The following is a 24,784-nucleotide window of genomic DNA, read 5'->3' as shown; positions in this document are numbered from 1 at the left end:
GTTGGGGTTATGACGGAAACGATCGAACCCGCTGCCACCGACGCGTTGTCGGACGCCGTCGCGGCCGACCCCAGCACGGCCAACCAGGAGAAGTTGTGGGCGGCAACCTTCGGGCTGGAGCGCTGGTGGTTCGTCCAGCGCGGCGAGCCGGAGAACCCGCAGCCGTTCGTCGGGGTCCATCAGGACCAGCCGTTCCTGATGGCGTTCACCTCGGCGCAGCGCGCCCGGGGGTTCGCGATCGAGAACGGGCTGAGCCCGGCGGACGCCGAAGTGCTGGTGCTTGCCCTGACGCCTGATGACGCGGTGGCGCAGGCGCCGATCTGGTTGCAGCAAGGGATCGCGGCGATCACCTTCGACCACGGAATCGCAGGTTATTTCGCGCCCCTGGGCAATCTCCCTGCGATTCGTTCGCATGTGGCGAATCTTCTCTGACACGCCGTTAGGCCAGCCTCGCCAACAGTGAGAAAACTGTTGGCGAGCACTACATTGGCCTGCATGAGCACGTACGAGAAACTTCTTCAAGACCAGATCAGGAACGAGTTCACGGCGTCCCACCAGTACACCGCGGTGGCCGTCTGGTTCGACGACCAGGATCTTCCGCAGCTCGCGTCGCATTTCTACAAGCAGTCGCTGGAAGAGCGCAACCACGCGATGATGATGGTGCAGTACCTGCTGGACAAGGACATCCGGCCGCAGATCCCCGGCGTCGGCGAGGTCGTCAACGACTTCAAGTCCGCGCTGGACCCGCTCGAGCTCGCGCTGCAGCAGGAGATCACCGTCACCAAGCAGATCGAGACCCTGGCCCGGACCGCCCGCGACGACGGCGACTACGTCGGCGAGCAGTTCATGCAGTGGTTCCTCAAGGAGCAGGTCGAAGAAGTCTCCGCGATGACCACCCTGGTCAACGTCGCGAAGCGGGCCGGCGACAACCTCTTCCACCTCGAGGACTTCCTCGCCCGCGAACTAGTCGGCAACGAAGGCTCCGACCCCACCGCCCCCAAGGCCGCCGGCGGCGCCGTCTAGCCTCCCCGCGCGCCATGGCCCTCCACGCCTGATCCGCCCCCAAACCCGTGCTCAGGGCCGCCGCCATGCGCGCGGCGGCCTGGCCGCACTACCAGGAGCTGGTGCCGCCTCCGCCGCCTCCGCCGCCGGATGAGCCGCCGCTGAAGCCTGAGGAGCTGCCGCCTCCGCCGCCGCTGCCGGCTGGAGCCGGGGGTGGGTCGAAGGTGTTCGCTACGGTCTGGCTGATGCTGCCGGCCGCGAAACCTGAGCTGTAGTAGGACGGGCCCGTGTACCAGTAGGGATCCGGGGTGATCCGGCCGGCTGCGACCAGTTGGGCGCAGACGCGTTGCCAGCGGTCGGCCAGTTCGAAGGCGATGGCCCAGGGCAGGTACTTGCTGAAGATGTCCTCGCCCTCCTCGAACTTCAGCTGATCCGCCTCGGCGGTCGCCAGATAGGTCCGGAAGCCGATCAGTTGGTCGGTCACCGCCCGGCCGGCGGCATTTCGTTGCCCACGGCCCCGTACTCCGAACCAGATGCCGATGGCGATCACCACCGCCAGCGCCGGGATCCCGAAGAGCAGAGCCCGGCCGAGACCGCCAGTGGCCGCGCCAATCGCCGTACCGCCGACGAGTCCGCCGAAGATCCAGGTGCCGAGGATGCCCAGGCAGGCGACTCTCGCGCCGCCCGAGACGGCCGACCCGCCGCCTGCTCGTGGCATCCGGACGTACCAGTCGCGTTGTCTGATCTGCTCGCGAAGCTGGGCGATCATCGCGTCGTGCGCCTGCCGCATCGAGGTGTCGCCGGTCGGCCGGCGCTCCAGGACGATCTCCGAGTTGGGCTGCAGGCCGGGGAACAGGCCCTGCATCAGGACCTGCTCATGCGGTGCCGTCGCGACCGCCGGATTCACCAGCACGGCCTTCTGCTCTTCGCCGGTGTTGTCGATCCGGATCCCGCCGCGGACGGCGAGGTCGATCAGGGTCGCGGCGGTCTCGGTGGTGTTCGCCTTCGCGTCGATCAGCAGGCCGCCCTCGGCGACCGGGATCCGCGGCGGCGAGAAGGCGACCGGGAGCTGGCTCTCCTTCAAGTCGTCCTTGACCGGCGCCGCGACCATCCCGTCCGGCGGAAAGCTGCCCGGCGGCATCCCGGCGAAGCGTTGGTCCTTGTTGCCGTTCTTGCTGTAGAGCACGGCAGCGAGGATCGCGGCGAAGCTGACCGCGCCGGAGCCGATCAGGCCGGGGACGGTGAGGCCGTTTCGTTGCAGGAAGTTGGGCGCGTCGACGACTATCGGGGTGTCGTTCTTCACGGCACCGGCGGGGATTGCGGCGACGACGGTCAAACCGCTGTGGGATGCCAGCTCTTCCTGGCTGTAGACGCCGGTGCCGGCCACTACTGTCGCCTGGTCGCAGGGAGTCGAGCTGCCTTGCGGTCCGGCGAAGCACGTCGCGCGCTGCACGCCGTCCGGCACGGTGACCTTGACCGATACGTTCCTGGTCACGGCATCGGTCAGGGTTCCGGTGGTATCCCAGTAGAGCTCGCTGTGGTCGGCGAAATGCCGGAGCGCGCCGCGTACGTCGTACTGGAGCACGTAGGTCGCGGTCGGGCCCTTCACGGTCTGGTCCGCGGAACCGATCTTGATCCGGAGGCTCTGGTCGCGATCGTGGTTCGACTTGTTCACCGTCTGGGTGAAGGTGGCGCTGTCCCCGGACGGGCTGGAGACCCGCACGTTCGAGATCTGGTACTCCTGATCCTTCGACTTGTCGTCGACGTAGACCTCGCGGGTGATCAGGTCCCGGATGATGCCGTGCCGGTCGGCGGCCGGCAGGAAGCGGTAGACAATCTGCTCGCGGACCTTCAGCACTCCGTCGGGGGTGACCTCGTACGTGAACTGCATCGAGTCGATGACGTCCGAGCTACCCGTGGTCGCCGCCTGCGCCGGCACAGCCGAACAGGCCAGCACCAGCCCGGCGAACACAGCGGCGACGGCCGTGAAGAATCCCCTACGCATGTCGCGACAGTACCGACGCCGGGGTCCGTCATCACTCCCGACTGGCCGGAACTGCGCTTGAGCGTGCATTGCGCACCGGTCGCCGTTGGGGCGGTCGGTGGGGTGCCGACGGTTTGGATGGTGGTCGCTGTCAGGTGGGTGGCTGTGGGGTAGGGGGTTCGGCGGCTTGGATGGCGGCGGCTACTAGGTCGGCGGCTGTGGTGTCTCGGGTTCGGCGGCCGCGGTCGTAGTACTGGGTGGTGGCGATGGTGGCGTGGCCTACGTCTGCTTGGACGTGCTGGATGCGGGCGTCTTGTTCCAGGGCGATGGTGACGTAGGCGTGCCGGAGTGCGTGGGGGTGGATTCGGTCGGCGACCTCAGCGAGGGCGGGACCAGCCTGTACTGCGATCCGCCGCAGCAGGGCGTTGACGTCGAAGCGGGAGCAGCGGGTGCCGTCCTTGGTGGCGATCATCGGGGCGCGGTTGGCGCTGGTCCTGCCGCGGAGGGCTGGCGTGGCGGCGGCGCTGGTGCGGTCCCGCTCGGCCAGGTAGTCGGTGAGCGCTGTTGCGGCGAGGTCAGTCAGGTAGACCTCGCGGTGGAGGCCGCCTTTGCCCAGGACGCGCAGCATGGGCTCTCCCCCGGACAGGACGAGGCTGTCGCGGTCCAGGCCGACCAGCTCGGAGACGCGGAGCCCGAGAGTCAGTAGGCCGACTACTGCTACTGCTCGGCGGGCGTAGAGGTCTCGGTGCCGGGTGCGGTTGGGTAGCTGGGCCGCTGCGTCGAGGAGAGCTCTCAGCTGACCCGCTGTCAGCCTGATCGTCGGTGACGCGTCGCGGGCGGTACTGCCGAGCCCGAGTCGCGCCCGGTTGAGTGCCGCAGGATTGGCCGGTACTACGCCCGCTTCGGTCAGGTGCCCGTAGAACGCCGACAGCGTAGACAGCATCCGCTGCCGAGTCCGCTTCTCCGCCCCGGCCGCATCCAACTGATGCAGCCAAGCCTTCACATCTCCACCGGTAGCCGCCCGCGGATCCATCCCCCGCCCAGCACACCACCGAAACCAAGCCAACTGATGCAACACCCCCAACCTCCCCACCGGCGGCCGCCCCGCGCTCGCACCCGCCACCCCAGCAGCCGACGCCCCACTCGCAGTCGCCGCCGCGGCAGTCCCGCCAGTCACCTCCGCTGAAGTTGCCAGGGCGTCGACCCAAGGGGTGGGCAGGCCAAGGGCGTAGGCGTAGGTCTTGCGGGTGCCTGCGTTGGCGTACTGGGTGAGCCAGTCGGCTATCTGAGCTTGCAGCTCTGCTGGGTCTTCGACGCCTGGCCAGTCTTCGAGCGGTTCAGCTGTGGCGGGGACTTGTCTGAGCGTCTCCAGGACGACCAGGGCGTCCAAATCGGCGGGCATTCGGCCATCTTCGTCTGCGGTCCCAGTCCAGCTCGGTCGGCTCGCCGGACGCACCAACAAAACACTGGTTTCGTTGGTTATCGGTTTGGTTTAGGAAACGCCGAACCAGTTACGCAGTTTTGTATCTGCAAACATCTACGCTCACAGGCATGAGTGAGGAGACTGGACGCTGCGGTTACAGCAAGTGCCGGGCGGAGTTGCCGGCGCCGGGGATGCAGGGTGGAAGGCCGCGGAGTTTCTGCCGGGACACCCGCTGGGAAGGCGGCCGGACCTGCGCGCAGATGGCAAGGGCCGAGAAGGAGGCTCTGGGAGCGCTCGGCCTGGATGCGGGCAGCAGCACCTTCCGGCTGGACGCTGAGCGGCTGCGAGACCACCTGGAGACGATCCGCGAGCCAGTAGACGCTCTGACGACGGCACTGGCAGCAGTGAGCACCCGCCTGGACGAGGTGGAGGCTGCTGCGATCGCCTCAGTAGAAACCGCCCACGCGCAGGTCGCCGAAGCAGAACGAGCTCGACTGGCCGCCGAGGAGGCCCGCGAGAGCGCCGAGCAACGGACGCGACAGGCGATCGCTGCTGCTGAGCGAGCGGCCAAGGAGCGTTCGGAGGCAGTCGACCGCGCGGCTGCGGCAGCACGCCAGGCGCTGGAGTCGACGGAAGCTCTTGGCGCTGCCCGTCAGCAGACGCAAGACGCTCTCAGCGCGCGCGACACCGCAGTACAGAAGTCGGAGGCGGCGACCGCCGTACTGGCAGCTGCAGAACAACAGCTGCAGGCCGGTGAGCGGGACCGCCTGGAACTCGCGGCACTAGTCGAACGGACATCACTGGAGCGAGACACGGCGCTCCGGGGCGAGCAGGAGCGCAGAGCGGAGGTCGAGGCACTTCACACCGAGCTCGACGCTGAGCGCCGGCGCAGCACCGAGGTCGATACGGCCCGGTTGCTCGCTGAGGGCGCGGCCGTTCGCCTCGAGGCCGCCTTCGAGGAGGCCACCCGCGAAGCGGCAGCCCATCAGGAAACAGTTACCGAGCTCCGAGCCGCCATTGCCCGAGCCGAAGCTGCCCTCAGCCACGAACAACAGACGTCCGCGCAAACCGCCACTGAGCTGGCCGGCCTCCGTGCCGAACTGGCCATCAAACCACCTACCCGCCTACACCCAGAAGACCTCCAAGCAATGCTCACCGCCCTAACACCCCCAACCCCAGCCCCCACCGCCAGCCTCCCCACCTAACTCCCCACCCCACCCACACCACCTTGAGCACCACCCAGCCACCCAACCCCACCAAGCGCGACTGGCCCGTGCTCAAAGTCGCGCAGCTCGCCAACCGCCCCACCACCTTGAGCACCGGTTAGCCACTCAACCCCACCAAGCACAACTGGCCCATGCCCAAAGTCGCGCAGCTCGCCAACCGCCCCACCACCTTGAGCACCGGTTAGCCACTCAACACCACCAAGCACAACTGGCCCGCGCCCAAAGTCGCGCAGCTCGCCAACCGCCCCACCACCTTGAGCACCGGTTAGCCACTCAACACCACCAAGCACGACCGGCCCGTGCTCAAAGTCGCGCAGCTTGCCAGCCAGCCACCACTTTGAGCACCGGTTGGTCGCTTGGGACGCCTTGTGGTGGCTGGGTGGTGCTCAAGGTGGGTGGGAGGTGGGGGGATGGGGGGTTGTGCTGGGTGGGCGGTTGGGGGAATGGTTGGTGGCCAGGAGGAAACGTCATGGCAGACAAGGCGAATGCTTCTCAGGGTGGTGGTGCTGCTCCGGTCGCGGACAGCCCGGCCGCTATCCGTAACGTGGTGCTCGTCGGGCCCTCGGGTGCCGGCAAGACCACTCTGGTGGAGGCCTTGCTGGTCGCCTCCGGAGTGCTGAACAGACCGGGGTCCGTCGTCGACGGTACGACCGTGTGCGACTGCGACGACGCCGAGATCCGCCAGCAGCGTTCGGTCGGGCTCGCGCTGGCCCCGCTCCCCCACGACGGCGTGAAGGTCAACCTGATCGACACCCCTGGGTACGCCGACTTCGTGGGCGAGCTCCGGGCCGGTCTCCGGGCAGCGGACTGCGCCCTCTTCGTGCTCCCGGCCAACGAGGGCATTGACGAGCCCACCAAGGCGCTCTGGCAGGAGTGCGACCAGGTCGGCATGCCGCGCGCCGTGGTGATCACCAAGCTCGACCACGCCCGGGCCAACTACGAGAACGCGCTCTCCGCGGCCCAGACCGCCTTCGGGGACAAGGTTCTGCCGCTCTACCTCCCGGCCGGCAACGGGCTGATCGGGCTGTTGTCACAGACGCAGTACGACTACGACGCCGGCAAGCGCACGACGCACGATCCTGACCCGCGGTACGCCGATCAGGTCGAGGAGCTCCGCGGCACGCTGATCGAGGGCATCATCGAGGAGTCCGAGGACGAGTCGCTGATGGAGCGCTATCTCGAGGGCGAGCAGATCGGCCAGGACGTGCTGATCGAGGACCTCGAGCGAGCGGTCGCCCGCGGCTCGTTCTTCCCCGTGATCCCGGTCTGCAGCGGTACGGGCGTCGGCACGATGGAGCTGCTCGAGATCGCGACCAGCGGGTTCCCGTCGCCGCTCGAGCACCCGCTGCCCGAGGTGTTCACCCCTCACGGCGTACCGCGCAAGCCGCTCGCCTGCGACCCGGACGGGCCGTTGCTGGCCGAGGTGGTGAAGACGACGTCGGATCCGTACGTCGGCAGGGTCAGCCTGGTGCGGGTGTTCTCCGGCACCATCAGGCCCGACACGACGGTTCACGTGTCGGGCCATTTCACGTCCTTCTTCGGTGACGCGAACAGCCACGCCGACCATGACGAGGACGAGCGGATCGGCACGCTCTCGTTCCCGCTCGGCCGTCAGCAGCGCCCGGCCAGCGCGGTGATCGCGGGTGATCTGTGCGCGATCGGCCGGCTCACCCGGGCGGAGACCGGGGACACGCTCTCCGACAAGACCGACCCGCTGCTGCTCAAGCCGTGGACGATGCCCGAGCCACTGCTGCCGATCGCAGTACAGGCGCATGCCAAGACCGATGAGGACAAGCTCGGTGTCGGGCTGCAACGGCTGGCCGCCGAGGACCCAACGCTGCGGATCGAACAGAACCCGGAGACCCATCAGATCGTCTTGTGGTGCATGGGCGAGGCGCACTCGGACGTCGTACTGGACGCGCTCGCCAACCGGTACGGCGTGACCGTGGACACCGTCGAGTTGCGGGTGCCGTTGCGGGAGACGTTCGGCGGCAAGGCCAAGGGACACGGGCGGCACGTCAAGCAGTCGGGCGGGCACGGGCAGTACGCCGTCTGCGACATCGAGGTGGAGCCGCTGCCGGAGGGGAACGAGTTCGAGTTCGTCGACAAGGTGGTCGGCGGGGCGGTACCGCGGCAGTTCATCCCGAGTGTGGAGAAGGGCATCCGGGCGCAGATGGAGAGGGGTGTCGGCGCTGGATATCCGATGGTCAACATCCGGGTGACGTTGCTCGACGGGAAGGCGCACAGCGTCGACTCGTCGGACATGGCGTTCCAAATGGCCGGCGGTCTGGCGCTGCGTGAGGCCGCGACAGCGACGAAGGTCAACTTGCTGGAGCCGGTCGATCTGGTCTCGGTACTGACGCCCGACGATCTGGTCGGCGCGGTGATGAGCGACTTGTCCGGCCGTCGCGGCAGGCTCCTCGGGACGGAACGCGTCGGCGACAACCGCACGCTGGTCAAGGCCGAGGTCCCCCAGGTCGAGATCACCCGCTACGCCATCGACCTGCGCTCGCTCTCCCACGGCGCAGCGTCCTTCACCCGCACCTTCGCCCGCTACGAGGCCATGCCCGACTCAGCCGCAGCCCGGGTCAAGTCAACCGCAGTCAGCTGAGGCGGCGGCGGATGTCCTTGCCGCGAAGGTACTCGGCGACGTCGTCATAGCGCTCGGACTGGTTGGCGAACTCGATGTACGAGCGGACCCGATGCAGCCAATCGAGCGTCGACGGCTTCACCGTCGCAAGCGCGGCGGACAGATGCTTCATCGACAGCGGGGGCTCGCCGCCACTGGCCAGCGCCTCGTCGATCACCCGGTCCACCCCGCGTTCGACCAGCGCCCGGAGGTCGGCACCGCTGAACATCGGCGTCTGGCCGGCCAGCGACTTCAGATCAACCCCGGTCGTCGGCACGTCCTTCAGCACCACTGAGAGGATGTCCGCGCGAGCCGGCTCGTCCGGCGGTGGTACGAAGATCACCCGATCGAACCGGCCCGGCCGCAGCATCGCCTCGTCCACATCCCACGGCGCATTCGTCGCCGCGAGGACCAGCAGCCCTTCGTTCTCCGAGCCGATCGCGTCCAGCTCCTGCAGCAGTACGTCGACCAGCCGCCGCGACTCCGACCCGCCGTGCTTGTGCCGAGCAAAGGCCAGCGCGTCCAGCTCGTCGAGGAACAACACGCACGGCGCATTCGCCCGCGCCCGCTCGAAGGCGGCATGCAGATTGCGCTCGGACACCCCGAGGTACGGATCCATCACGTCCTCGATCCGGACGTTGACGAACGGCAGCCCGCACTCCCCTGCCGTCGCCCGCGCGAGCAGCGTCTTGCCGCAACCGGGCGGCCCGTAGAGCATCACACCACCGCCCGACCGACGCCCGTACTTCGAGTACAGCTCGGGCCGGCTCAGCGGCAGGATCACCATCCGGTGGATGACCCGCTTGATCTCGTCCATCCCACCGACCTGGTCGAAGGTCGTGGTCTCCTTCGCGGTGCCGGTCTCGAACTCCGGCTCGTCCTCCGGACCGACCTTCACCCGTACGCCGCTGCGCTCGGAGATCATCTCGTCGGCCAGTTGCTGCAGGCGTCCCGTCCCTTCGACGACACCGGCCTGCCGGGCGGCCTCGAGGCAACTCCGCAGCAACGCCAGCCGGCCGTTGGCCGCGGCCAACTCGCCGACCGGTACGAACTGGTCCGCCGGCAAGCCGTGCTGGTCGAGCAGCACGACGTACTCGTCGAGCGCCGAGTCGGTCTCGTCCGCGGCGACCAGCGTCTCGGCGAGGATGAGACGCAGCAGCACGTCGTCCGGGCTGGCCTCGACCGCCTTGCGCAGCGCGGAGATCCGGTCGTTCGTCATGAACCCCACTTCCGGTTGATCAGGCGGCGTACCAGTGGCGGCGCGACCCATGAGTAGATGCAGAACGCGAACCAGCCGATGGCCGCGACGTTCGCGAGCACCACGAACCCGGCGTACCGAAGGCCGTAGATGATGGCGATCGCGCAGATCCAGACCACCAGCGGGTTGAACCGCTGGAACGGTAGCAGCGGTCGCAGCAATGGATGGGTGATCAGCTTGGCTTCCCGGGCCGCTCCACGCAGCTCGCCGTCGGCCGGGTTGTTCGCGGCGGCCGACGCGAGAGAGCGGTATCCCGATCTCGCGTCGCCGGTGAGCATCGAGGCCGTACCGTGCAGTGCCTGCGCGCCCGGGTCGTCGGGATCGGCAGAGAGCGCTTCCTGGCTGTGCCGACGCATGTCCTTGTGCCGGCCTTGCGCGAAGGCGACCTGTGCGCGGGCCGACGACACGGCCGCGCTCTCGGGCGCGAAGGAGGCAGCTCGCTCGACGAGAGCAGCCGCCTTCTCCGTCTGGCCGGCTGCCAGGCAGACGATCGCGTAGCCGAGCAGCAAGTCGGGCTCGTTGGGATTGAGGCTGAGGCCTTGCAGGTAGACCGCTTCGGCCTCCTGCAATTGGCCGGCCGCCCGTAGCGCGGAGCCGAGCAGTTGGAGCAGCGGGACGGACAATCCGTAGTGCGACAGGCCGTCACGTAGTACCGCGATGGCCTCGTCGTTGCGGTCGAGCGTGTGCAGCGCGGCCCCGCGGAAGAGGAACGCCCGGTAGTCGAGCGCAGCGTCACCCCACAGCCCATGGAGCTCGTCGAGGGTCCGCTCGGGGTGGCCGATCTGCAGCCAGTGACCGGCCATCTGCAGCCTGGCCTCGGTCGGCTCGTTCATATCGCCCATTCCCACAGCATCAGCACGACGACCTCGAGCACACCGCCGACGATCACCGCGGTCAGCCCCGGCCACCACAGCGACTTGTACTTCGTACCGCGCAACTGGAACGCGCGGTCCATCGGCCGCTGGATCCGCAGCTGGACCAAGCAGGTCAGCACCGCGATCACCCGGACCACCAGCCGCGTCCCCGCCGCGATCGTCACCTCGCCGGTCAGCGCCTCGAGCACGAAAGCGACGAGCAGGAACCCGCCGAGGCCGGTGGCCAGGATCAGCCGCCGCCCAGGGGCCGGTACGCCGAGCCGGCGCGCGTTCAACCAGGCGATCGCGGTGACCGAGAGGACCCCGCCGAAGAACGCCACATAGGCCTGCGACATCAACCGCCACGGGCGCACGGTCACGTCCACGTCCGCGCCGATGGTGGGGCGCAGCAACTCGTCGGACATGGGACTCCCTCAGGGATGGAGCGGGTTGGCGCAGTTTAGCCTGGGGCGATGACCGAGAACTGTCTTTTCTGCGGGATCGTGGCCGGCACCATCCCGTCCCAGCAGGTCGCCGAGAACGAGCGGGCGATCGCTTTCATGGACATCAACCCCGCGACCCGTGGGCACCTGCTCGTCATCCCGCGCGAACACTCGGCCGATCTGCGGGAGAGCGCTCCCGAAGACCTCATCGCCGCGACCCTGCTCGCGCAGTCCCTGGTCAGTCGCGTGATCGACCGGCTGGACGCCGACGGCGCCAACCTGCTGAGCTGCATCGGCGCCGACGCGTGGCAGTCCGTGTTCCACACCCATCTGCACGTCATCCCGCGGTACAAGAACGACCCGCTGCAACTCCCCTGGCACCCGACCCCTGGCGACTTCGACGCCATCGCGGCAACCGCCGCCGAGCTGCGCTAACGCCTGGCGACCAGCTCGTAGACGGCGACCAGGTCGTCCACCAGAACGCCCCAGTCATACGCCCGTACTGCGGCCCGACCGGCCGCCCGCAGCTTTTCGCGTTCCTCCGGCGACGCCAGCAGCCGGGCGGCCTGGGTAGCGAGCGCCTCCGGGTTGCCCGGCTCGAACAGCTCGCCCAACCGGCCACCGTCCAGGACCTGCCGGAACGCGGCGAGATCGCTCGCCAGTACAGGAGCGCCGGCGGCCATCGCCTCCAGCAGTACGATCCCGAAGCTCTCGCCGCCGAGATGCGGCGCGACGTACACGTCCGACCCGGCCAGCATGTCCGCCCGGGCGACATCGTCGATCGCGCCGAGGAAGAGAACGTTCTCCCGGCAGTACTCCGGCAGCGACCGACGCGCCTCATCGGCCTGCCCGGTGCCCGCCACCAGTACCTTCACCTGCGGCCGCTTGGCGACCAGCCGCGGTACGGCTGCCATCAGGACGCCGAGCCCCTTGCGTGGTTCGTCCATCCGGCCGAGGAAGCTGATCGTCCCGTCCGCGCCCTGCCACTCGGGCCGGATCCGGCCGGCGAAATGGCTCGTGTAGAGGCCGTTCGGGATCACCACTGCTTCGCCGCCGATGTGTTGCACCATCATCGAGCGCGCGTTCTCCGAGACCGCGATCCGCGCATCCAGCTTCTCCAGCGCGGGACGCAACAGTCCGGCCGCCGCACTCATCGCGCGCGAACGGACTTGCCAGGTATGGAAGGTCGCCACGAACGGACCGTCGCCGGCCCAGAGCGCGATGATCGAGGCGCTCGGCGTCGTTGGCTCGTGCACGTGGACGACGTCGAACCCGCCCTCCGTCAGCCAGTTCCTGACCCGCGCGGCCGTCCGGGGTCCGAAGGTGACCCGGGCGATCGAGCCGTTGTAGGGCACTCCGACCGCGTGGCCGGCCGATACGACGTACGGCGGGCCGGAGGCGTCGTCGACCGGCGCGAGTACCGAGACTTCGTGGCCTAGGGCAAGCAACGCCTCGGCCAGGTCGCGAACATGGTTCTGCACCCCACCCGGCGTACCGAGCGAGTACGGGCAGACCAGGCCGATCTTCATCTCAGTCCAGGAAGATTCGCTGCAGCATGTGCCAGTCCTGCGGGTGCTCGGCGATGCCGAGGGCGAAGGCGTCGGCGCAGCGCTGGGTCATCCGCGCCGGGCCGCCGGTGCGGTCGATCGGGTCGTGGAAGGTGATGACGAGATCGGGGCCGTCGTAGTGCAGGGTCGCCGGGATCAGCGGGGCGCCGGTGCGGATGCTGAGGGCGGCGGGGCCGGCCGGCATCCGTGATCGGCGGTCGAAGAACGTCACCGGGACGCCTCGCTCGGACAGATCCCGGTCGGCGACGAGGCAGACGAAACCGCCTGATCGCAGTCGTTCCGCCAGTACTCCGAACACGTGCTCGTCGCTTCCGGTCAGCGGAAGCACCTCCATGCCCAGCTTGGCACGGTAGGCGACGAAACGGTCGAACAACGACTCGGGGCGCAGGCGCTCGGCGACGGTCGAGACGGGCATACCGGTACGACCGGCCCAGGCGCCCGCGTGGTCGTAGTTGGCCAGATGCGGGAGCGCGCAGATGACGCCCTTGCCCGCGTCGTGGGCGTCGCGGAGGACCTTCTCGTTGACCGTGCGGACCCGGCCGACGATCCGCTCGTCGTCCCACTCGGGAAGCCGGAACGCCTCCTGCCAGTACCTGAGATAGGACCGCATCCCAGCCTTGGTCAGCGCGTCGAGCTCCGCCGGAGTCGCGCCGGGCCGGACGACGGCGAGGTTGGACCGCAGCCGCTGAACCCCTCGCCCGTCCCGCCACACCACAAAGTCCGCCACCCGCCGGAAGACCGCCGAGACAACTCCTTCCGGCAACCACCGCACCAACGCCCACGCGACCGCAAACGCCAGATCAACGACCCGCTGCCGCAATGCCTCCACTAGTCAGGAGGAGATCGGCGGCGTGCCAGGGGCCCGGTCGCTGCCAGTGTCACCAGCCGCAGTGCCAGCGTCGGCTTCGCCGTGGCCGGTCCTGCCCGCCGTGCCAGTGCCAGCGTCGGCTTCGCCGGAGCCGGTCCTGCCCGCCGTGTCGGTGGCAGCAGGGTTGCCAGCCGTGTCGCCGTCCGGTCCTGCCAGGCCGAGGTCGCTTGGTGCCACGCCTTCGGTTCCCGCGGAGCTTGTCGCCGAGCCGCCGGGCAAGTTGCCCTGGGCGGGAGCGGCGGCGCTCCCCGCTCCAGCGGAGCTTCCGGGTGCGGTACCGGCGGTACTACCCCCGGCCGGCGTAGTACCGGCTGCTGCGCTTCCGGACGTGGCCGGTGCGCTACCAGCGGGGGTGCCGAGGGCGGCGTTGGCGGGGTCTGCGAGGACTTGTTTGCGGACTGAGAGGGTGCGCTGGACGACCGTGATGGTGCTGGCGACGGCCAGGGCGCAGAGGACGATCTTGAGCAGGATCGGGAGGTTCAGGACGTCGGAGAAGAAGCCGATGACGAGGACCGAGACCAGGCGGTCGGAGCGTTCGGCCAGGCCGCCGCTGGCGTGCAGGCCTAGGCTTTCGGCCTTCGCCCGCGCGTACGACGTGGTCGCGCCCATGACCAGCGCCCAGAGCGTGACGCCCGCCATCCACGGGGTGTGCCCGTGGCTGCCCGCGTAGTACAGCACCAGCCCACCGAAGATGGCGCCGTCGCCCAGCCGGTCCAGCGTGGAGTCCAGGTAGGAGCCCCACTTCGACGACGTACCCGAGGTACGGGCCATGTAGCCGTCGATCAGGTCGGAGAAGACGAAACAGGTGATCACGACCGTGCCCAGCCAGATGTGGCCGCGCGGGTAGAAGATCAGCGCACCGGCGCAGACGCCGATGGTGCCGACCAGCGTGACGGCATCGGCGCTCACACCGAGCCTGAGCAGGAGGTTGGCGATCGGCGAGATCACCTTGGTCCAGAACTGCCGGAATCTGTTAAGCATGGCGACGCGATCGTAGACCAGTCCGGGTACCAGCGAGTGAAGCGCCACCCCGGGACGACTTTCCGTGAGCCCGCCGGAGGCGCACCATGGGCACACGTCCACCGCCGACGGGAGGTCCGGATGACCAAGCCCCGGCTCGCCCCCACGCGCCGTCGCGCCGGCAGGCGGACGTCCACCGCCCACCACCCCAATGCAAACCCCCGCCACAGCCCTCGCTCAAGCAACCGCCGCCCCGTGCCCACCCGATTGCTGGGTGGCTGGGATCCGCGGTTGGGTGGGTGGGGTCTGCGGCTGGGTGGCTGGGGTCTGCGGCTGGGTGAGTGGGGGGTGGTGGTTCGGCGGGTGGTTCTGGGGTGGGTGGTGGTTGGGCTGGTGGTGGGCTGTTCGGTGGCGCGGCGGGCTGATGAAGGAGTGCCTGCGACTCCGGCGCTGCCGGCGGTGGTGCCGACTGTCATCTCGCCGCCGCAGGCGGAAGGGCTGGACGGGACCTCGGGTGAGGCGGGCGTGAACATCTGTACCGCGGTTGCCTGGCCGTTGGGCAAGGAGCTCGGGGTGACGGTCACCGCCAAGCCGTTCTCGTGGAACGACGGTGGCTTGCCGGCGCTGGACCTGTGCACGTTGCTGCTGGACGGCCGGGCCGTCACCGTCGGAGTCACCGCATTGCCGAAGCAGCCCGACTCGATCGATCGACTCGCGGCCGGGTCCGGGACGCTCGAGTTGCTCCCCGAGCTGGGACCGGACGCGCGGATCAGCCCGTCGCGAGTCGTGTTCCCGGTTGATGACCGGGCTGTCAGAGTGCTTTCGACCGGCGGGATCGATCGGTATCCGACTGGGATCGATCGGGTGAAGGCCGTCGCGATCAGTCGGGCGGTGCGGGACGTAGTACCTCGACTGCTTCGTACTGCCCGGCAGACGGACTCCGCCTGCCAGTTGTCGACGCCGGAGGCCGAGAAGTTCATCGGCACGCTGGTGCAGCTCCGGCGCGACTACCGGATCAACGGTGCGCTGACCTGTATCTGGGGCAGCTTCGACGCGACCGTGTCGATCGTCGAGTCCTTCCACGCCGACACGATCCCGGAAGCGGTCCGCACCCCACCGCCCCGCTTCGCACCGATCGGCAAACCCGGCTACTACCTCCCCGACCAGGGCGAACTCGTCTTCCGCCAAGGCCGCCGAGTCGTCCGCGTCAGCGGCCTGACCAACCCGTCCCGAGAAGTCCCACTCGAAACCCTCCTGGGCGTAGTCGGCCCCCTGCTACCCCTCTTCATCAAGTAGCAGCTCAGTCAGCTGGTCGGCCACGACTTCGCGAGCAGGGCGCGGGTGTCTGACAGCAACTGCGGGAGGACCTTCGTCTGGGCGATCACCGGCATGAAATTCGCGTCGCCGCCCCAGCGCGGTACGACGTGCTGATGCAGATGCGCGGCGATCCCGGCCCCGGCGATCTCGCCTTGATTCATCCCGATGTTGAAGCCATCCGCCGCCGACACGATCCGTACCGCCTGCATCGCCTGCTGGGTCAGCGTCGCCACATCCGACACCTCGTCCGGCGTCAGCTCGGTGTAGTCGGCGACATGCCGATACGGCACCACCATCAGATGCCCCGGGTTGTACGGATACAGATTCAGTACCGCGTACGCCGCGTCCGACCGCCGGACGATCAACCCGTCCGCATCCGCCAACGCCGGGATCCGGCAGAACGGGCACCCCTGCCCCGCCTCAGCCGACGTCGGCTTGTTCTCCCCGGCGATGTACGCCATCCGGTGCGGAGTCCACAACCGCAGAAACGGATCCGGCACACCGACCCCGCCCTGCTCCTCCACACCCTGCAGCTCGTACGGCGTACCGCCGGGGAGATCACTCATACTTGGACGCGCTTCTTGACGGCCTCGACGATCTCGGCGACGGCGTCGGCGATCGGGATGCCGTTCTTCTGGGTGCCGTCGCGGTAGCGGAAGGAGACCGAGCCGGCTGCCATGTCCTCGTCGCCGGCGATCAGCATGTACGGGACCTTGGCCTTCTGGGCGTTGCGGATCTTCTTCTGCATCCGGTCGTCGGAGTGGTCGACCTCGATCCGGATCCCCTCGGCCTTGAGCTGCTTGGCGATCTCGTACAGGTAGTCGACGTGGCCGTCGGTGATCGGGATGCCGATCACCTGGACCGGCGCGAGCCACGGCGGGAAGACGCCGGCGTAGTGCTCGGTGAGGACCGCGACGAACCGCTCGATCGAGCCGAACAGCGCGCGGTGGATCATCACCGGCCGCTGCCGCGAGCCGTCCGGCGCCGTGTACTCCAGCTCGAACCGCTCCGGCAGGTTGAAGTCCAGCTGGATCGTCGACATCTGCCAGGTCCGGCCGATCGCGTCCCGCGCCTGGACGGAGATCTTCGGTCCGTAGAAGGCCGCGCCGCCCGGATCCGGCACCAGCTCCAGCCCGGAACCCTCGGCAACCTCGCGCAGCGTGTTGGTGGCTTCTTCCCAGACCTCGTCCGACCCGACGAACTTCTCCGGGTTCTTGGTCGAGAGCTCCAGGTAGAAGTCGTCCAGCCCGTAGTCGGCGAGCAGGCCGAGCACGAAGGTCAGCAGGCCGCGAAGCTCGTCGCGCATCTGCTCACGGGTGCAGTAGATGTGCGCGTCGTCCTGGGTGAAGCCGCGGGCCCGGGTCATGCCGTGGATGACGCCCGACTTCTCCAGCCGGTACACGGTGCCGAACTCGAACAGCCGCAGCGGCAGCTCCCGGTACGACCGGCCGCGCGAGTCGAAGATCAGGTTGTGCATCGGGCAGTTCATCGGCTTCAGGTAGTAGTCCTGACCCTGCTTGCGGATCTCGCCGTCCGGCCCGCGCTCCTCGTCGAGGTGCATGGGTGGGTACATGCCGTCCGCGTACCAGTCCAGGTGGCCCGAGGTCTGGAACAGCTGCGCCTTGGTGATGTGCGGCGTGTAGACGAACTCGTAGCCGTCCTCCACGTGCCGCTGCCGCGAGTAGTCCTCCATCACCTTGCGGAGCACGCCGCCCTTGGGGTGGAAGACCGCCAGACCGGACCCGATCTCGTCGGGGAAGCTGAACAGGTCCAGCTCGGTTCCCAGCTTGCGGTGGTCGCGCTTGGCGGCTTCCTCAAGGTGATTCAGGTAGGCCTTCAATGCGTCGCGGGTGTCCCACGCGGTGCCGTAGATGCGCTGCAGTTGCGGGTTCTTCTCGCTCCCCCGCCAGTACGCCGCAGCGACCCGCATCAGCTTGAAGTTGCCCAAGTACCCAGTCGCGGGGACGTGCGGACCGCGGCACAGGTCTTTCCACGCGACCGAGTCGTCACGCCGAATGTTGTCGTAGATCGTCAGCTCGCCGGCGCCGACCTCGACCGAAGCGCCCTCGGCCGCATCGGCGGAGGCCGAGCCCTTGATCCCGATCAGCTCCAGCTTGTACGGCTCGCCCGCCAGCTCCGTGCGGGCGTCGTCGTCCGAGACCACCCGGCGGCTGAACCGCTGCCGCTCCTTGATGATCTGCTGCATCTTCTTCTCGAGCTTGCCCAGGTCCTCCGGGGTGAACGGAGTCGCCACATCGAAGTCGTAGTAGAAGCCGTTCTCGACCGGCGGGCCGATGCCCAGCTTGGCGTCCGGGAACAGGTCCTGCACCGCCTGCGCGAGCACGTGCGCAGTCGAGTGCCGGATGATCGCCAGCCCGTCAGCGGACGACGCCAGCACCGGCTCGATCTCGTCGCCGTCGGCGACCACCCGCGCCAGGTCGCGCAGCCCGCCGTTGACCTTGGCGGCGATGGCGGAGCGATCCTGGCCGAAGATCTCGGCGAACAGCTCTCCGACGGTCGTCGTCTCGGTCACACTCCGCTCAGCCTCGCCCTCGACGCCGATCAGATGGACCTTGACTTCCGACACGTTCACTCCTCGAGTACGCCGGTCCGCCGTGCGCGGCCCGTCACATCGCAGATGGTATCGAGTCGGGCCGGCGAGCGTTGCGGCCCATCCACAGGGGGACCCGGAACCGCCCGGACCTGACGAAAGTCAGGGGTCACTGCCTCCCATGGTCCGATGTGCTGCCCCCTCCCGGATTCCTAGGTTCGTGATGACACCGACGAACCGGGAAAGGCTCCGCGTGATCACCCTCGAAGCAGTCAGCAAGCGCTACGGCGAGACCACCGCCGTAGACGCGCTGGACCTGACCATCTCCCCCGGCCGGGTCACCGGCTTCCTCGGCCCCAACGGCGCCGGCAAGTCGACGACGATGCGGATGATCCTCGGCCTCGACACCGCCACCGCGGGCCGCGCGCTGGTCGACGGACGCCCGTACGCCGATTGGCCCGTCCCGCTCACCAAGGTCGGAGCCCTGCTCGACGCCAAGGCGCTGCATCCTCGTCGGACCGCCCGCAACCACCTCATCGCGATGGCCCGCAGCAACGGCATCCCGGTCAGCCGGGTCGACGAGGTGCTGACGATCGTCGGCCTGGAGCAGGTCGGCCGCAAGCACTCCGGACAGTTCTCCCTCGGCATGGGCCAGCGACTGGGGATCGCCGGCGCATTGCTGGGAGACCCGGAGGTACTCATGTTCGACGAGCCCGTGAACGGTCTCGATCCGGACGGCGTGCGCTGGGTACGGCGGTTGATGCGCAGCCTCGCCGCCGAAGGGCGGACCGTCTTCGTGTCCAGCCACCTGATGAGCGAGATGCAGCTGACGGCCGACCAGCTCGTCGTGATCGGTCGCGGCCGCTTGATCGCCGACGCCCCGATCGCCGAGGTCATCGCGGGATCATCCCGTACGACCGTACGCATCCGGATCCCGTCGCAGGCCGACCTCGCAGTACTCCGAGATCGACTGACCGCCGAGGCGGAGCAGGTCGAATCGCTTCCCGGCCAGCTGATCGTCACCGGAGTACTAGCTGAGCGGGTCGGTGATCTCGCCCACGAGCTCGGAGTACGGCTGCATGAGCTGCATACCGAGCGTGCCTCGCTCGAGGAGGCGTACATGGAGCTCACCGCGGACAGCGTCCAGTACGGGGTGGTGACGGGATGAGCGACTCGATCCTGCACTTCACCCAGGAACTGATGTCCTCGTGGTGGATCTACCTCGCCCTCTTCGGCTTCGCCGCGCTGGACGGGTTCTTCCCCGCGATCCCGAGCGAGACCCTCGTCGTCACGGCCGGCGTCTTCGCCGCGACTGGCGGCCCCAACCTGTACGTCGTGATCGCGATGGCCGCGGCCGGCGCCTTCCTCGGCGACCACGTCTCGTACGCACTGGGCCGGGGTGCGGGCGGACGGCTGCTCGACCGCTTCGAACCGGGGACGAAGCGGCACAAGCTGACTCTCTGGGCCCGTACTGCGCTCGAGGAACGTGGCGGCCTGGTACTCGTCGTGGCCCGCTACGTGCCCGGCGGTCGCACCGCGGTGACGCTGACGATGGGCGCGGTCCGGTACCCGCTGCGGAACTTCTCGCTCTTCGCTGCGCTGGCCGCGGCGAGCTGGGGTCTGTACTGCTCGCTGGTCGGCTACATCGGCGGCAAGGCGTTCGAGGACAACCCACTCAAGGGGGTCGTGCTCGGGATCGGGCTCGCCCTCGGGGTGACATTGGTCGTCGAGGTCGTCCGGCACCAGCGGCGCAAGCGGCGTACCCCTGAACCTCAGGTCGAGGGTCAGGCCGAACTGGTCGAGGTGGGAGAACGATGACAACAGCAACCATCACCGTCCAGCACAGGTCGAGTGGGCTGCGAGGCGCGATCGCGTCGGAATGGACCAAACTCTGGACGGTCCGGTCGAGCTGGTTGAACCTCGTCGCCGCGGTGCTGCTGACCGGCTTGCTGGCCTTGCAGTTCGGCTTCTCGATCGCCTACGACCACGAGAACCTCGCGCCGGAAGAGGTCCCCGCGCGGCTGCCCGAGCTCAGCGCGGTCGGCGGGGTGGCTGTCTCGGCGATGACGATCGTGCAGGTCGTGGTCGCCGCGCTGGCGATGCTGCTGGTGACGTCGGAGTACGCGACCGGCAGCATCCGCTCGACACTGCAGTGGACCCCGGTACGGCGCAACGTAGTACTGGCGAAAGCCGTCGTCCTGGCGCCGGTGCTCTTCCTGTACGGCCTGCTGCTCGGCGTCGTCGCGTCGATCGTCGGCGGCCTGGCGATGGGGCAATGGGCCGACTGGGACCTGGCCACCCTCGTGGTCGACCTGCTCGCAGTGGCGGCCTACACGACCCTCGCCGGCGTCTTCACCGCCGGTATCGCCTTCATCATCCGAAGCACCGCCGGCACCCTCACGGCCGCGTTCCTGCTGCTGATCGTCGTCCCGATGATGCTCAGCCAGAGCAGCATCCGGGCCCTGGTCTGGCTGGCCGCTCTCCTCCCCGGCGGAGCAGGCCAGAACTTCCTCGCCGGCTCCACCGACACGCTGTCCCCCACGCTCAGCTTCCTGGTCCTGATCGCCTGGGCAGCAGCCGGCCTCCTAGCAGGCACCACAATCCTCAACCGCCGCGACGCCTGACCCCACCTGCAAACAGGCCGCGGCGGTGACGGCTAATCAGCCGTCGCCGCCGCGGTTTGTTTGTTCAGCGAGGGACGTTGAGTGCGATGGTGATCTGTTCGGCGACCTTGGCGGCCAACTCGAGGGCTGCTCGGCGGGTGGCCGGTTGCAGGGCCGAGTGGTCGAGCGGGCCTTCGGCGGCGATGTGCGGGTCGGTGGGGATGTCGACGACAGCGGCCGCGCGCGATTCGAAGTACGGGCGGAGCTGCTTCTCGACCTCCTTGTTGACGTCGCCGGGGCCGTTGCTGACCGCAATGACCGCGCGCCGGATCAACCGCTGCGCGTCCGGACCCTGGTGGTCAAGCTCCTCCAGCATCTGCACGGCGGCAGCGCAGGACAGGCTCTTCCACTTGATCGGGATGACCAGGACGTCGGAGGCCTTCATCGCCTCGCGCCAGTTGCTGGAGCCCTCGTTGTTGCCGGTGTCGATCACCAGCACCTTGTAGAAGCGGCTCAGCAGCCGGTGGATCTGGTCGAAGTCCTTGGCCTCGATCTGCGCGTACGTCGTGGTGGCGGACGTCAGTACGTCGTACTGCCCCGACACCTGATGACGCAGGTACGCACCGACGTCGCCGAGCCGCGCATCCGGCTGGGTGAGCATCTGCATCGCCTGCAGCAGATCGGTCACGGTCGAGCGGCTGTTGGTGTCGTGTGTGCGCAGGTGCATGTTGCCGCGCAACTCGTTGTTGTCCCAGGCCACTACGCCGCCGCCACGTGCCTGCCCGAGCGCGCCGGCCAGCAGCAAGGTGGTCGGCGTCTTGCCCGACCCTCCCTTCGGGTTGGCGATCGTCACGGTGACGGGCCGCCGGAAGGCAGTGGCCGCGGTGGCGCGCGCAATGCGCTCCAGCCGCTCAGAGGTGCCCGGGCGCAGGCGCAGTACGCTGCGAACGCCCTTCTCGGCAGGAGCCTCCCGTGGCAACGGCAGAGCCTGCAGCAACTCGTCAGCGCGGTAGGAGACCTGCCGATCCGGCTGCGGCGCACCCTGGCCGGGAATGCCCTGCGGGAAGAAGTGCTGCGCGGCTGGGGAGAGCTGCGGCTGAGGCCCGGCTGGCTGGGCGGACTCTTGGGCGGGCTGCGTCCACGGGTCGCCGGCAGGCTCGCTGGACCGTGTCCAGGCTTCGCCGGTCGGCTCATACCCAGCGGACTTGGCCCACGGGTCAGCGGCGGGTTCCTTGCTCCGTGCGGCCGACTCTGCGCCCTGGTTGGTCCACGACTCGGCAGCGGGCTCGGCCGCCGGCTGCTGGGTCCACGGGTCCGGGGTGGCCTTGGGAGTCTCGGCGGGCTGCGACCACGAGTCGCCAGGGAACTCCTGGGACAGCGCGTCCGGCTGCTCTTCCTCCACTGCCTCCTCCTCGACCTCTTCCGGGTCGGGAGTCGCCTGGCTGCTCACCGGCGGCTTCTGCGCGGGAGGCGGGGGCGGCGGCGTGGTGGGAGCTGGGTTCGGATCCGGCTGGGTCCAGGACGGGGTCGGCTGCCACATCCTCCGGACCTCGGCCGCTGCCGCTTCCCGGTCCTTGTGCTGTCCGGAGTTGTGCGAGTCGGTCACGACCTAGATCCCCCGATTCTGTGAGAGGGGGCGGGGCTGCCGCTCCCCTGGGGCTGTTGAAGGGTGTATCCCAGGCACCAATCCACCCGGGAGGTCCACTATCCCATGACCGGGTGTCCAGGCGATGTCACCCGCCGGAGCGTCGGCCCGCCACCCGGATACTGCCCGGCGAAGGCCGTCGTCGGCAGGTGCTGGCCGGTAGCGGTCAATCCGCCACCAGACCGGCTTCGTGCGCGACGATCGCGGCCTGGACCCGGTTCTTCACCGCGAGCCGGGTGAGCACGGCGCTGACATAGGCCTTCACCGTCCCCTCGACCAGGAACAGCCGGCCGGCGATCTCGGCGTTCGACAGTCCCGCGCCGACCAGTGCGAGGACTTCGCGTTCGCGCGGGGTCAGTACGGCGATCTGCTCTTTCGCGGCCGCTGCGCGAGCCATCCGGCCACCGCCGGTACCGGCGCTGAGCTCGGCGATCACCCGCTGGGCGACCTTCGGTGACAGGTACGCCGCGCCTTCGGCGACCGCCTTCAGCCCCGCGATCAGCTCATGAGGGTCGCCGGACTTCAGCAGGAAGCCACTCGCGCCGTCGCCGAGGGCCTTCGCGATGTACGCGTCCTCGGAGAAGGTGGTCAGCATGACAACAGCCGTCTCCGGGACGGTCCGCTTGATCTCGGCACCGGCCGCGAGCCCGTCCATCCTGGGCATCCGGATGTCGAGGACGGCGACGTCGGGCCGATGGCGCTGAGTGAGCGCGACGGCCTCTTGCCCGTCGGCTGCCTCGGCGACGACCTCGATCGCCGCGTCCGAGCCGAGGATCGCCCGTACCCCGGCCCGAACCATCGCCTCGTCGTCAGCCAGCAGCACCCTGATCGTCACGGCGTCCCTTCCTCGGCCGGTTCGGGCTCAGGTCGCACCGAACCGGTGGCGACGATGTCCTTGGCCACCAAGACTCCGTTCTGGAAGCACAAGCGGTAGGCATAGGTGATCGAGAAGGGTACGTCCGGCCGGTAGAACCGGCAGCTCCATTCCTTCGGCTGCTGCAGCCGGTCACTCGGCGGGTCGACCATCTGCATCGCCGGCAGCCGGCTCTCGACCTGGTCGATCGGCTGGCCGAGCTGGAGCGCGTCGTACTCGGCCGGCCGCAGGATCGAGCTGTAGCCGGCGATCAGGTAGTAGCCGAAGGCAACCAGTCCGACGATCGCGCCGATCGCGACCGGCACGGTGACAGCGGTGATCAGACCGCGCCGGGCATTCCGGCGTACGGTCGCCCGCTCATCCGCCGCCCCGGACTCAGCCGGCACCTCAACCCGCCCACCGGCTCGCGGAATCCGAGCCAGCACTTCGAATCCGCCAGTACTCCGAGGCTCCGCCCGCAACGACCCACCCACCAACCGCACCCGCTCCCCCAGACCAGCCAGCCCCCGCCCACCAGACCCACGAACCTCATCCGAGTTTCTCGGGTCCGGTGTGGGTTCATTGAGGACTTGGACGTTGATGTGGTCGTCGACTTGCGAGACGGTCACCGTCACCTCGGCGCCTGGCGCGTGTTTGCTGGCGTTGGTGAGGGACTCCTGGACGACTCGGTGGACGGCTCGGTCGACCATCGGGGACAGCTCGGCATTGCCTTCCTGGATCAGCCTCACGGCCAATCCGCTGGCAGCCGCGCGATCGACCAGCTCCGCCACGCTTTCCTGTGCCGGCACGACGGACGCCTCTCCGTCACGGAGTACGCCGATGATCTCGCCGAGCCGTTCCGTCGCAGTGGCGGCCGCTTCGCGGAGCTCCGTAGCAGCCTGGCGATGACGCTCGGACAGTTCCGCGTCGACCTCGAGCGCGGCCGCTCGCAACGCGATCAGGCTGAGCTCGTGGCCGACCGAGTCGTGCATGTCCTCGGCGATCCGGGAGCGCTCTCTGAGCCGTTCCTGCGCGATCTCCATCCGGTGCTCGCGCTCGATCCGCTCGGCGCGATCCCAGCCGGCCGTGGCGAGCAACGCCTGCTGTGCGCGGTACCGGCCGATCAGCCACGGCAGCACGACGATGACCAGTGAGAGAAGCAAGATCAGCAGCCAGGTCAGGACGGCCTCGGTGACCGGTACGTCGCGATGCACGGCCAGGCTGAGGATCAGCAACGCCGCCAGCTCGCCGCAGCACATGATCACGAACTGCCGTAGCCGCGTCTCCCGCCGGCCGGAAACGTAGCTCAGCAACGAGATCGCCGGGATCAGCGCGATCGGAACGCCCATCGTCGTCCCGAGACTGGTCGCCAAGATCACCACTTCGGTGGCGATCACCAGACTCAGCCCGATCACTGGACGCCGACGACGGAGAAGAACGGCGGCCGCCAGAACGGCGAGGCAGCCGGCCCGCATCCAGAGCGGATCGTTCCGGGCACCGCTCTCGGTGAGCACCAGCAGCGAGAGTCCGGCCCACAAGCCGAGATCCCCCGCGCGCGTCCACTTCACACCCCGACGCTACACAGGAGGGCGCTCGCTGC

Annotated in this window: 22 protein-coding genes; 9 read left to right on the top strand and 13 right to left on the bottom strand. The window is 68.6% G+C overall.

What is annotated here, in order from left to right; translation table 11 throughout:
* The first annotated feature begins 9 nt into the window (after nucleotides 1-9).
* Together ACIA12_RS05975 and ACIA12_RS05970 are read left to right on the top strand one after the other, a co-directional pair.
* Nucleotides 10-432 (top strand): hypothetical protein, encoded by a 423-nt coding sequence (locus ACIA12_RS05975; protein WP_396365669.1) that lies wholly within the window; start codon nucleotides 10-12, stop codon nucleotides 430-432.
* Nucleotides 433-495: 63 nt separating this feature from the next.
* Complete coding sequence (locus ACIA12_RS05970) at nucleotides 496-1,023, top strand: ferritin (protein ID WP_396365668.1); 528 nt, start codon at nucleotides 496-498, stop codon at nucleotides 1,021-1,023.
* An 88-nt stretch (nucleotides 1,024-1,111) separates the two neighbouring features.
* On the opposite strand, the gene ACIA12_RS05965 is transcribed toward ACIA12_RS05970, so the two are convergent.
* Both ACIA12_RS05965 and ACIA12_RS05960 read right to left on the bottom strand, forming a co-directional pair.
* Nucleotides 1,112-3,007, bottom strand: coding sequence for a DUF2207 domain-containing protein (locus tag ACIA12_RS05965; protein WP_396365667.1), 1,896 nt, complete (start codon nucleotides 3,005-3,007; stop codon nucleotides 1,112-1,114).
* A gap of 130 nt (nucleotides 3,008-3,137) precedes the next feature.
* On the bottom strand, nucleotides 3,138-4,388 hold the full coding sequence (locus ACIA12_RS05960) for a tyrosine-type recombinase/integrase (RefSeq protein ID WP_396365666.1): 1,251 nt from the start codon (nucleotides 4,386-4,388) through the stop codon (nucleotides 3,138-3,140).
* Between the two features lie 149 nt (nucleotides 4,389-4,537).
* Here ACIA12_RS05960 and ACIA12_RS05955 point away from each other — a divergent pair, with 149 nt between their 5' ends.
* Entirely contained in the window at nucleotides 4,538-5,614 is a 1,077-nt protein-coding gene (locus tag ACIA12_RS05955; protein WP_396365665.1) for a hypothetical protein, read from the top strand.
* Nucleotides 5,615-6,104: 490 nt separating this feature from the next.
* Nucleotides 6,105-8,246 (top strand): elongation factor G-like protein EF-G2, encoded by a 2,142-nt coding sequence (locus ACIA12_RS05950; RefSeq protein ID WP_396365664.1) that lies wholly within the window; start codon nucleotides 6,105-6,107, stop codon nucleotides 8,244-8,246.
* Here the strand turns inward: ACIA12_RS05950 and ACIA12_RS05945 are convergent.
* The 3 genes from ACIA12_RS05945 to ACIA12_RS05935 are packed head-to-tail and all read right to left on the bottom strand — an operon-like array spanning nucleotide 8,239 to nucleotide 10,801.
* Nucleotides 8,239-9,483: an AAA family ATPase gene (locus ACIA12_RS05945; protein ID WP_396365663.1), complete on the bottom strand. Its 1,245-nt coding sequence runs from the start codon at nucleotides 9,481-9,483 to the stop codon at nucleotides 8,239-8,241. The genes ACIA12_RS05950 and ACIA12_RS05945 overlap by 8 nt on opposite strands.
* The gene (locus tag ACIA12_RS05940) at nucleotides 9,480-10,355 is read right to left on the bottom strand and encodes a tetratricopeptide repeat protein (RefSeq protein WP_396365662.1); all 876 of its coding nucleotides are present in this window, start codon (nucleotides 10,353-10,355) and stop codon (nucleotides 9,480-9,482) included. The genes ACIA12_RS05945 and ACIA12_RS05940 overlap by 4 nt, the downstream gene beginning before the upstream one ends.
* Nucleotides 10,352-10,801, bottom strand: a complete 450-nt coding sequence (locus ACIA12_RS05935) for a hypothetical protein (RefSeq protein ID WP_396365661.1) — start codon at nucleotides 10,799-10,801, stop codon at nucleotides 10,352-10,354. Before ACIA12_RS05935 ends, ACIA12_RS05940 begins: the two co-directional genes overlap by 4 nt.
* Nucleotides 10,802-10,849: 48 nt before the next feature.
* Here ACIA12_RS05935 and ACIA12_RS05930 point away from each other — a divergent pair, with 48 nt between their 5' ends.
* Nucleotides 10,850-11,254 (top strand): HIT family protein, encoded by a 405-nt coding sequence (locus ACIA12_RS05930; protein ID WP_396365660.1) that lies wholly within the window; start codon nucleotides 10,850-10,852, stop codon nucleotides 11,252-11,254.
* Here the strand turns inward: ACIA12_RS05930 and ACIA12_RS05925 are convergent.
* Genes ACIA12_RS05925 through pgsA form a run of 3 tightly spaced genes read right to left on the bottom strand, consistent with a single transcriptional unit; the run spans nucleotide 11,251 to nucleotide 14,236 of the window.
* On the bottom strand, nucleotides 11,251-12,348 hold the full coding sequence (locus ACIA12_RS05925; protein ID WP_396365659.1) for a glycosyltransferase family 4 protein: 1,098 nt from the start codon (nucleotides 12,346-12,348) through the stop codon (nucleotides 11,251-11,253). The genes ACIA12_RS05930 and ACIA12_RS05925 overlap by 4 nt on opposite strands.
* A gap of 1 nt (nucleotide 12,349) precedes the next feature.
* Entirely contained in the window at nucleotides 12,350-13,216 is an 867-nt protein-coding gene (locus tag ACIA12_RS05920) for a phosphatidylinositol mannoside acyltransferase (protein ID WP_396365658.1), read from the bottom strand.
* A gap of 3 nt (nucleotides 13,217-13,219) precedes the next feature.
* On the bottom strand, nucleotides 13,220-14,236 hold the full coding sequence (pgsA, locus tag ACIA12_RS05915) for a phosphatidylinositol phosphate synthase (protein ID WP_396365657.1): 1,017 nt from the start codon (nucleotides 14,234-14,236) through the stop codon (nucleotides 13,220-13,222).
* 234 nt (nucleotides 14,237-14,470) lie between these two features.
* Between pgsA and ACIA12_RS05910 the strand changes: the two genes are divergently transcribed.
* A complete protein-coding gene (locus ACIA12_RS05910) occupies nucleotides 14,471-15,511 on the top strand; it encodes a hypothetical protein (protein ID WP_396365656.1) in 1,041 nt (346 codons plus the stop codon).
* A gap of 8 nt (nucleotides 15,512-15,519) precedes the next feature.
* Here the strand turns inward: ACIA12_RS05910 and ACIA12_RS05905 are convergent, their stop codons facing one another.
* Together ACIA12_RS05905 and thrS are read right to left on the bottom strand one after the other, a co-directional pair.
* Nucleotides 15,520-16,098 carry an HIT family protein gene (locus ACIA12_RS05905; RefSeq protein WP_396365655.1) on the bottom strand — a complete coding sequence of 193 codons (579 nt, stop codon included), beginning with the start codon at nucleotides 16,096-16,098 and terminating at the stop codon, nucleotides 15,520-15,522.
* Nucleotides 16,095-18,119, bottom strand: a complete 2,025-nt coding sequence (thrS, locus tag ACIA12_RS05900; RefSeq protein ID WP_396365654.1) for a threonine--tRNA ligase — start codon at nucleotides 18,117-18,119, stop codon at nucleotides 16,095-16,097. The genes ACIA12_RS05905 and thrS overlap by 4 nt, the downstream gene beginning before the upstream one ends.
* Nucleotides 18,120-18,336: 217 nt before the next feature.
* Here thrS and ACIA12_RS05895 point away from each other — a divergent pair, with 217 nt between their 5' ends.
* From ACIA12_RS05895 to ACIA12_RS05885, 3 genes are read left to right on the top strand one after another with little or no spacing between them, the layout of a single operon-like run.
* The gene (locus ACIA12_RS05895) at nucleotides 18,337-19,251 is read left to right on the top strand and encodes an ATP-binding cassette domain-containing protein (RefSeq protein ID WP_396366031.1); all 915 of its coding nucleotides are present in this window, start codon (nucleotides 18,337-18,339) and stop codon (nucleotides 19,249-19,251) included.
* Nucleotides 19,248-19,901: a DedA family protein gene (locus ACIA12_RS05890; RefSeq protein ID WP_396365653.1), complete on the top strand. Its 654-nt coding sequence runs from the start codon at nucleotides 19,248-19,250 to the stop codon at nucleotides 19,899-19,901. The genes ACIA12_RS05895 and ACIA12_RS05890 overlap by 4 nt, the downstream gene beginning before the upstream one ends.
* On the top strand, nucleotides 19,898-20,707 hold the full coding sequence (locus ACIA12_RS05885) for an ABC transporter permease (RefSeq protein WP_396365652.1): 810 nt from the start codon (nucleotides 19,898-19,900) through the stop codon (nucleotides 20,705-20,707). Before ACIA12_RS05890 ends, ACIA12_RS05885 begins: the two co-directional genes overlap by 4 nt.
* 64 nt (nucleotides 20,708-20,771) lie before the next feature.
* Here ACIA12_RS05885 and ACIA12_RS05880 read toward each other — a convergent pair whose 3' ends face one another.
* From ACIA12_RS05880 to ACIA12_RS05870, 3 genes are all read right to left on the bottom strand, one after another.
* Nucleotides 20,772-22,292, bottom strand: coding sequence for a chromosome partitioning protein (locus ACIA12_RS05880; protein WP_396365651.1), 1,521 nt, complete (start codon nucleotides 22,290-22,292; stop codon nucleotides 20,772-20,774).
* 205 nt (nucleotides 22,293-22,497) lie between these two features.
* Complete coding sequence (locus ACIA12_RS05875) at nucleotides 22,498-23,166, bottom strand: response regulator (RefSeq protein WP_396365650.1); 669 nt, start codon at nucleotides 23,164-23,166, stop codon at nucleotides 22,498-22,500.
* A complete protein-coding gene (locus ACIA12_RS05870) occupies nucleotides 23,163-24,752 on the bottom strand; it encodes a sensor histidine kinase (RefSeq protein WP_396365649.1) in 1,590 nt (529 codons plus the stop codon). The genes ACIA12_RS05875 and ACIA12_RS05870 overlap by 4 nt, the downstream gene beginning before the upstream one ends.
* Nucleotides 24,753-24,784 lie beyond the last annotated feature (32 nt).

The sequence above is a fragment of the Kribbella sp. NPDC051620 genome (assembly GCF_044453825.1).
GTDB lineage: Bacteria > Actinomycetota > Actinomycetes > Propionibacteriales > Kribbellaceae > Kribbella.
Note: the sequence above shows the minus strand (reverse complement) of the source record. Positions and strands in the feature narration are given on the sequence as shown.

Excerpts from the sequence above, each read along its gene's own strand:
- ACIA12_RS05925 (WP_396365659.1), bottom strand. The coding sequence starts at position 12,348 with ATGAAGATCGGCCTGGTCTGCCCGTACTCGCTCGGTACGCCGGGTGGG.
- pgsA (WP_396365657.1), bottom strand. The coding sequence starts at position 14,236 with ATGCTTAACAGATTCCGGCAGTTCTGGACCAAGGTGATCTCGCCGATC.
- ACIA12_RS05935 (WP_396365661.1), bottom strand. The coding sequence starts at position 10,801 with ATGTCCGACGAGTTGCTGCGCCCCACCATCGGCGCGGACGTGGACGTG.
- ACIA12_RS05950 (WP_396365664.1), top strand. The coding sequence starts at position 6,105 with ATGGCAGACAAGGCGAATGCTTCTCAGGGTGGTGGTGCTGCTCCGGTC.
- ACIA12_RS05940 (WP_396365662.1), bottom strand. The coding sequence starts at position 10,355 with ATGAACGAGCCGACCGAGGCCAGGCTGCAGATGGCCGGTCACTGGCTG.
- ACIA12_RS05955 (WP_396365665.1), top strand. The coding sequence starts at position 4,538 with ATGAGTGAGGAGACTGGACGCTGCGGTTACAGCAAGTGCCGGGCGGAG.
- ACIA12_RS05970 (WP_396365668.1), top strand. The coding sequence starts at position 496 with ATGAGCACGTACGAGAAACTTCTTCAAGACCAGATCAGGAACGAGTTC.
- ACIA12_RS05960 (WP_396365666.1), bottom strand. The coding sequence starts at position 4,388 with ATGCCCGCCGATTTGGACGCCCTGGTCGTCCTGGAGACGCTCAGACAA.
- ACIA12_RS05905 (WP_396365655.1), bottom strand. The coding sequence starts at position 16,098 with ATGAGTGATCTCCCCGGCGGTACGCCGTACGAGCTGCAGGGTGTGGAG.
- ACIA12_RS05945 (WP_396365663.1), bottom strand. The coding sequence starts at position 9,483 with ATGACGAACGACCGGATCTCCGCGCTGCGCAAGGCGGTCGAGGCCAGC.
- ACIA12_RS05965 (WP_396365667.1), bottom strand. The coding sequence starts at position 3,007 with ATGCGTAGGGGATTCTTCACGGCCGTCGCCGCTGTGTTCGCCGGGCTG.
- ACIA12_RS05975 (WP_396365669.1), top strand. The coding sequence starts at position 10 with ATGACGGAAACGATCGAACCCGCTGCCACCGACGCGTTGTCGGACGCC.
- ACIA12_RS05930 (WP_396365660.1), top strand. The coding sequence starts at position 10,850 with ATGACCGAGAACTGTCTTTTCTGCGGGATCGTGGCCGGCACCATCCCG.
- ACIA12_RS05890 (WP_396365653.1), top strand. The coding sequence starts at position 19,248 with ATGAGCGACTCGATCCTGCACTTCACCCAGGAACTGATGTCCTCGTGG.
- ACIA12_RS05885 (WP_396365652.1), top strand. The coding sequence starts at position 19,898 with ATGACAACAGCAACCATCACCGTCCAGCACAGGTCGAGTGGGCTGCGA.